The sequence below is a fragment of the Sandaracinaceae bacterium genome, assembly GCA_016706685.1.
Classification (GTDB): domain Bacteria; phylum Myxococcota_A; class Polyangia; order Polyangiales; family Houyiibacteriaceae; genus JADJJE01.
Genome location: JADJJE010000055.1, coordinates 21,320 through 27,419, shown reverse-complemented (window position 1 = coordinate 27,419; position 6,100 = coordinate 21,320). Strand labels below are relative to the sequence as shown.

Here is a 6,100-nt window from a genome sequence, read left to right as displayed (position 1 = left end):
CCTGGCTGCGCGCGGAGCGAGATGACCTCGCCCGGCTTCACGCGCGGTAGCTCGCGATGTCCACGCGCTTCCCGTTGATCTGGAAGTGGCCGTGGTTGATGAGCCGACGGGCCGCCGGGATGGTCGGCGCGAAGCCGGCGTGGAAGACCACGCGTTGTCGAGGTGACGCTCGGAGGAACCTGAGCAGCTTGTCACCGCTCGGGTCATCACGGCTCGTGACGGCCTCCTTGTAGAGTAAGGCGACGGAACTGACGCTCGGTCAGACCGTAGTTCAGGCGGAGCTTCTTGCTTCTTCGAGCAGCTGCTTCTTGTAGTCGCTCATCTTTGCGGCGACGAACGTTCTTCGCACCGTGCACGCTGGCGGGAACGGGCGGTCCCACATGCTCTTTGGTGAGTGAGACCGGGAAGGTCGAGGTTCAGGCGCGCATCTTCTTTACGCGCGGTCCGGTGTAGCGGGACATTCTTCCTCCAAAGCCCGCATCACGTGCGGGGAGCGGCTTATTACCGAGCGACCGGCATGAGATCACGGCGAAGCGCGTAGAAACGTGCCGCCCACTTAGCCTGGGGGCGGGAACCGGGACCGCGATCGGCATCGGCCGCCAGCAAAACACGATCCGCTCCGCCCCAGCGACCAGCGGGAATCGGCCTTTCTCATGTAAATTCTCAATGGTTTGAGTCTCCGGATCAGTCTTAATTCCCTTTGCCCGCGTTTCGGGCGAAGGCAACGACATGCACTCGGGCACAGGCATCGTGCTTCTCCGGCGGCGGAACAGGCGCGCGGCGCCTACGAGGGGGGCGTCGTGGCTGATCATGGACGTCCTGCGGCCTTCGTAGGTCGAGCGGGCACCCTTCGAGATCTTCACGGCACCCGGTGGGCGCCATCAACAGCGCCTGGCTCGCGTCGCACGCGCACCGCCCGGACATGGACATCAGCGGCCGGGTGGGCCGAGTGGGAAAATGCGGCTGCGCAAGCACCTGCGCCTGGACCCCATGGGCATCTTGGCCGGGCGCCGCCTACGCCCTTTGGCTGTCCAAGCTGCGTGGCGACGAGGTGGGCCGCGTGGGCCGCTCGCTGCTGGACCCGCGCGCCCTCGAAGAGCTGGTGGCGCGCGCCATCCCCTACAAGCAGCTGCACCACAACGTGGACACCGGCGTGGTCCGCGCGCTGGTAGTCGCCTCGCTCGGCGTGGAAGACGGCATCACCACCATGTCTTCGCGGAGGCTTCTGGAGCGCACTTCGCCACCTTCGAAGCGACCTGCGGCGGCGCGCTCGCCCCACGCGCATCGACTTCGCGCGCCACGTGCTGGAGCCAGCCGGCTTATCCCGCTCATCTTCCCGGCGAGATCGACGGCCGCCACTTGCGACGGGAGGCCTGCGCTTTAACACGCCCATCGCGCCGGCTATCCGGGTTGCGGCGCCGAGCGCTTGGTCATCATCCGCTGCGCAGCGAGACCAAGCCCGACGCCGGGTCGCGCGGAGCTGGCTTTCGCAGGTCACCCGAACCCGGTGTTCCTGATCGGCAAGATCCTCGACGCGCTCCTGCTGGACCTGCGGAACTACGACTTGCAGGTGCTGGACCGCTTCAACCGCATGATCGACACGCTGGAAGAGGTGCTCTGCGACGGCGAAATGGAGCGGTCCAGAACGTCATCCAGGAGTTTGCGCGGGGCGCTCCTACAAGAAGGTGGAGCGCCAAACCCATCCCTCCGAGGACATCGGCCGCATGGCGGCGGCGCTATCGAGCTGCGCATGATGCACATCTCACCGCACCTCTTCTCGGGCGACCTCGCGCTCGAGCCGGGCTTCCAGGCCGACCTGCTGTCGTTCGTGCTCTTCGATGGGGAGTTCGCGACCCGCCTCGTGGCGCTAGGGCGCCATGACGCGCACGCGAGGGCCAAGGACATCCACAAGTTCTTCGACGTGTAACCGAGCTGCTTTTGGCACCCACGGCTTTCAGCCGTGGGTGCCATTGTGGTTTGCTGAAAAGCGAATTGGCCCCCTGGCGAGATGTGTCGGATCATCAGCCCGTCGCTCAGACGCGGGTTTCGGAGCAGCGTGTTCGCGGGGGCCAGCTCGTTGACGCCTGACACCGTGGTTTCTGGTCTCCCGGCCAGGTCCATCACCTTCACCGTGGTGGCCAACGTCTGGTTCGGGGCGCTGCCCTGGAACGAATACATGTAGTCGACGATGAAGTGCTCCGCGTCTGTGGGGGCCAGGCCGCCGCGTCCCAGGAAGCGCGACGCCGGCGTGCTCGAGGCGCAGGGTGACGCCGTAGAAGCTCCCGGGCGAGACTGACTGGCCACGCCGCCGGTGGCACCGTGAGGGTGAGCTTGTAGCGAATCCACAGCTCGCGCCGCTTGGGGGACGCCGGGACCGCGAGCACGAACAGTGTGCCGGCCTGCACCGCCACGCTGGCGATGGTGGGCTTGCCGAGGAGCACCTTCCACAGGACCAGCAGCGCCAGCGCGGCCACCACGAGGGCGGAGAGCACCGGCACGACGATCCAGAAGGTCGACATCCCTCGACCTTACATCACGTGCCGCTCAGGGAAGCGACGCGGCGCCATGGTGGGATGAACGCGGCGAGCGCGGGCCACGGCATGTTCGGCGGCAGGTTGATGATGGGCAGGTCTTGCCCGAAGTCGCGCCGCCGGCGCAGCTCGCGGATGCAGTGCAGCGGGTTGCCGCTGACGGTGAGCGCGTCCACCAGCTCGGGCGTCACGGCGTCCTTCGCCTGCGCGCGCGTGGCCGGGTCCTTGTACAGCCGGTCGATGCGCTCGCACTCCTCGGCGTAGCCCATGCCCGTGAGCATCTCCTTGTAGTACTCGCCCATGCCGCCGATGTAGAACGAGATGATGTCGCGCGCCTTGTCGGAGGCCATGCGGCCCGTGAGCGGGATGGCCGTGGTGAACGGCGCCGTGATGATCTCGCTCGGGTTGCGGCCGGCCTTGAGCGCGCCCTGCGCGATCCACTCGTGCCCGCGCGACAGCTCGGTGTAGGGCCAGAAGATGGGCATCCAGCCGTCCGCCATCTCACCGATGCTGCGGATGGCCTGCTCCTTGAGCGCGGCCACGTAGATGGGCACGCGACGCCGCACGGGCTTGTTGTCCAACGTGAACTTGCGGTACTCGCCGATCTTGGCGCCCGCCTGGTCGAGCGGCGTTCCGTCCAGCAGCGCGCGCGTGACGCGGATGACGTCGCGGGTCTGCGTGAGCGGCGCCTTGAACTCGCGCGCGTGGAAGCCCTCGATGACGCGCTTGCCGCTGGTGCCGATGCCCAGGATGACGCGGCCGTTCGAGATCTCGTCGAGCGTGGCCACGCTCATGGCGATGAGCGCGGGGGAGCGGCTGAACACGTTGATGATGCCCGTGCCCAGCTTGATGCGCTTGGTGTGGATGGCGATCTCGGCGAGCAGCTGGAAGCTCTCGTAGCCCCACACCTCGGGCAACCAGAAGGAGTCGTACCCCAGGCGGTCGGCCAGATGGCGGCCTTTCAGGTAGAGCTTGCGGTCGTAGCCTTTCCAGAAGGCGATCAGGCCGGTGCGGTTCTGCATGGTTTCTCTCTCGGGCGCGGGTAACGGGGGGCTCGCGACGTATAGGATCGAATCGACCTTGCGCAAAGCGGGCTGGACTTGGCCCCCGAGTGGGGGACACTGGGGGCCATGAACTGGCTTCCTCGAGGGCTGCGTGTCCTTCCCACCCGTCGCCATGGCCTGAGCGCGGTCGTGCTGTGCGCGGCGCTCGGCGTGCTCGCCGGCTGCGGCGGCAGCGGCAGCACCGAGGCCGAGGACGACGAGGGCGCAGCCACCAGCGGCGGCGAAGCCCTCCCTGATGCGCCGCGCGTCACGGGCGCCGAGGCGCGCGCCATGGTCGCCAACGGCGCCGTCCTGCTGGACGTCACACCGCACGCGCGGGCTGACCGCTCGCTCATCGAGGGCCGCACGCACATCCCGCTCAGCGAGCTGGATGCTCGCCTGGGTGAGCTGCCGCGCGACCGCGACATCGTCGTCTACTGCCTGGGCGGCGGGGCCAGCCCGCGCGCTGGCGCTCGGCTCCGCGCGGCGGGATATCGTGCGTTCGTGCTGGGCGCCAAGACCAACTGGGACCTCTGAAGGACATCGCCATGGCGCGTCGAATGCATTCCACCGATCCCGAGGCGCCGGACCCCTACGAGGGAGTTCCGTCTCGGGGCGCACGCCGCAAGGAGCAGCACGAGGTCACGTCCGAGATGGCGAGCCTCGGCCTGGCGCTGGCGGCCATGACGCCCGCCGTGCGTGCGAAGCTGGAGCTCCCGGACGCGCTCGAGCAGGCGCTCCGCGAGCTGGCCGGCGCCAGCAAGGGGGCCCACGTTCGTCAGCGGCGCTTCGTGGCGCGGCAGCTGCGCTCCTATGACGGCAAGGCGCTCGCGCACGCGGTGGCCCTGCTGGACCCGTCCAGCCCCGTGTCCCTGGCGCGTGCCCAGCTCATCGAGCGCTGGCGCGACCGCCTCATGGACGCGCGCCGTGTGGACGAGGGCAGCGAAGAGTTCCTGACCACGTACCCCACGGCCGAGCGTCAGACGCTGCGGCAGCTGGTGCGCGGGGCGTCCAAGGAGGCCGGCGACACCGAGGACCAGGCTGCGCGCGGCAAGAGCGCCTCGGCCAAGCGGCGGGCGCTCTACCAGTACATCCGCGAGCGCATCGCGGAGGCCGACCCGCGTCCCACCGCGTTGCGCCCGCTGGAGGGAGACGACGCCGCGGACCACGGGGACGACGACGAAAGCGACGACGAGTCGGACTGACCCACGCGCGCGGGGGCCTGGTCGTTTTGACCCGGCGACCCTCCCGCCTGACCGCCGAATGAGCCCAGAATCAGGGCTCGTCGTGGCTGGTCCGGAGCTTGCTTTGGGGGCTCACCCACATGCTTCCGCCTCGTCTCTGCTGCGCCGCGCGTCGCTCTTGCTCATCCTCCTGGTCACGCCCGCCGCCGCGCCGCTCGCGGCCCAGGGCCCTGCTGGCAGCGCGGGGGTCGCGCCTGCGGCGCCTGCTGCGCCACCTGCCCTCGAAGAGGAAGCTGAAGAGGACACCACGCCGCGCGTAGAGTTTCGCGACGGCCTGCGCATCACGGCGGGGCCCCACTCGGTCGCGTTCCGCGTGCTCAGCCAGTTCCGCTTCGTGCACACGCGTGAGGACGCCCAGCACGCGTCGACCTTCCAGCTGACCATGCTGCGCCCCAGCGTGCGCGGCAGCTTCTTCGATGGCTTGGTGGGCGTGTTCATCCAGCCCGAGCTGGCGGGTGACCACGGCCGCATCCTCGACGCCGAGCTCACACTGACCCTGCACCCGGCGTTCTCCGTGACCGTGGGCCAGTTCATCACACCGGCCTCGCACGAGTTCATGACGCCCATCCCCGTGATGATGTTCCCAGACTTCTCGATCGTGTCCGTGGCCTTCCGCGAGGGACGTGACGTGGGTGGCATGGTGCGCGGCAGCTTCGTGGACGGGCGGCTCGCCTACTACGTCGCGCTGGTGAACGGCAACGGCATCAACGTGCCCGCGAACAGCGGCGCGGGGCTCACTCTGGTGAGTCGCGTGGAGCTCATGCCCCTCGGCGCCGTGCCCTACGACACGACGCAGACCCTCTCGGGCCACGCCCCTGCAGGCTTTGCTTCGCCGCGGGCCTGTATGTGGACCTCGTGCCGGATGGAGACGCGGTGGTGGGCGGCGACGCCACCTTCGTGGCAGGTCCCTTCATCCTGCTGGCCGAGGCGTACCTCGGGTGGCAGGAGGGGCGCACCCTGCAGCGTCGTGGAGCGTACGCCCAGGTGGGCGTGACCGTCGTCCCCGACCGCTTGCAGCTCGGCTTGCGCGCGTCGGTGCTGGACCCCAACGCGGCGCTGGGCAACGACTATCAGCGGACCATCGAAGGCCTTGTGGCGCTCTACGCTCTCGGCAACCACGCGAAGCTGAACCTGCGCTACACCTTCACGGATCTCGGCTCGGCGTCCACGTTCGCTCCGGCGCCGAGCGCCCACGCGCTCACCGCGCAGGTCCAGGGCTGGCTCTAACTCGCCTTCGGGAGCTATGCTGGGGCATGCAGGAGGCGACATGAAGGCGAGCCCC

The 6,100-nt window shown here is 68.8% G+C and carries 7 protein-coding genes and 1 pseudogene; 6 read left to right on the top strand and 2 right to left on the bottom strand.

Annotated elements, in window-relative coordinates; genetic code table 11:
• Positions 1 to 187: pseudogene (locus IPI43_32550) on the bottom strand (hypothetical protein).
• Positions 188 to 871: 684 nt separating this feature from the next.
• Here IPI43_32550 and IPI43_32545 point away from each other — a divergent pair.
• Positions 872 to 1,384, top strand: coding sequence for a hypothetical protein (locus tag IPI43_32545; protein MBK7778791.1), 513 nt, complete (start codon positions 872 to 874; stop codon positions 1,382 to 1,384).
• Positions 1,385 to 1,507: 123 nt separating this feature from the next.
• On the top strand, positions 1,508 to 1,927 hold the full coding sequence (locus tag IPI43_32540; GenBank protein MBK7778790.1) for a hypothetical protein: 420 nt from the start codon (positions 1,508 to 1,510) through the stop codon (positions 1,925 to 1,927).
• 606 nt (positions 1,928 to 2,533) lie between these two features.
• On the opposite strand, the gene IPI43_32535 is transcribed toward IPI43_32540, so the two are convergent.
• A complete protein-coding gene (locus IPI43_32535; GenBank protein MBK7778789.1) occupies positions 2,534 to 3,553 on the bottom strand; it encodes an LLM class flavin-dependent oxidoreductase in 1,020 nt (339 codons plus the stop codon).
• Positions 3,554 to 3,661: 108 nt separating this feature from the next.
• Here IPI43_32535 and IPI43_32530 point away from each other — a divergent pair, with 108 nt between their 5' ends.
• From IPI43_32530 to IPI43_32515, 4 genes are all read left to right on the top strand, one after another.
• A complete protein-coding gene (locus tag IPI43_32530) occupies positions 3,662 to 4,111 on the top strand; it encodes a rhodanese-like domain-containing protein (GenBank protein ID MBK7778788.1) in 450 nt (149 codons plus the stop codon).
• Positions 4,112 to 4,134: 23 nt separating this feature from the next.
• On the top strand, positions 4,135 to 4,779 hold the full coding sequence (locus IPI43_32525) for a DUF615 domain-containing protein (GenBank protein ID MBK7778787.1): 645 nt from the start codon (positions 4,135 to 4,137) through the stop codon (positions 4,777 to 4,779).
• A 157-nt stretch (positions 4,780 to 4,936) separates the two neighbouring features.
• A complete protein-coding gene (locus tag IPI43_32520; protein MBK7778786.1) occupies positions 4,937 to 5,812 on the top strand; it encodes a hypothetical protein in 876 nt (291 codons plus the stop codon).
• Positions 5,809 to 6,045 carry a hypothetical protein gene (locus IPI43_32515; protein MBK7778785.1) on the top strand — a complete coding sequence of 79 codons (237 nt, stop codon included), beginning with the start codon at positions 5,809 to 5,811 and terminating at the stop codon, positions 6,043 to 6,045. The genes IPI43_32520 and IPI43_32515 overlap by 4 nt, the downstream gene beginning before the upstream one ends.
• The last annotated feature ends 55 nt before the right edge of the window (positions 6,046 to 6,100 follow it).

What these genes read in the sequence shown, in the direction of transcription:
- IPI43_32535 (MBK7778789.1), bottom strand. Translation starts at nt 3,553, where the DNA reads ATGCAGAACCGCACCGGCCTGATCGCCTTCTGGAAAGGCTACGACCGC.
- IPI43_32530 (MBK7778788.1), top strand. Translation starts at nt 3,662, where the DNA reads ATGAACTGGCTTCCTCGAGGGCTGCGTGTCCTTCCCACCCGTCGCCAT.
- IPI43_32525 (MBK7778787.1), top strand. Translation starts at nt 4,135, where the DNA reads ATGCATTCCACCGATCCCGAGGCGCCGGACCCCTACGAGGGAGTTCCG.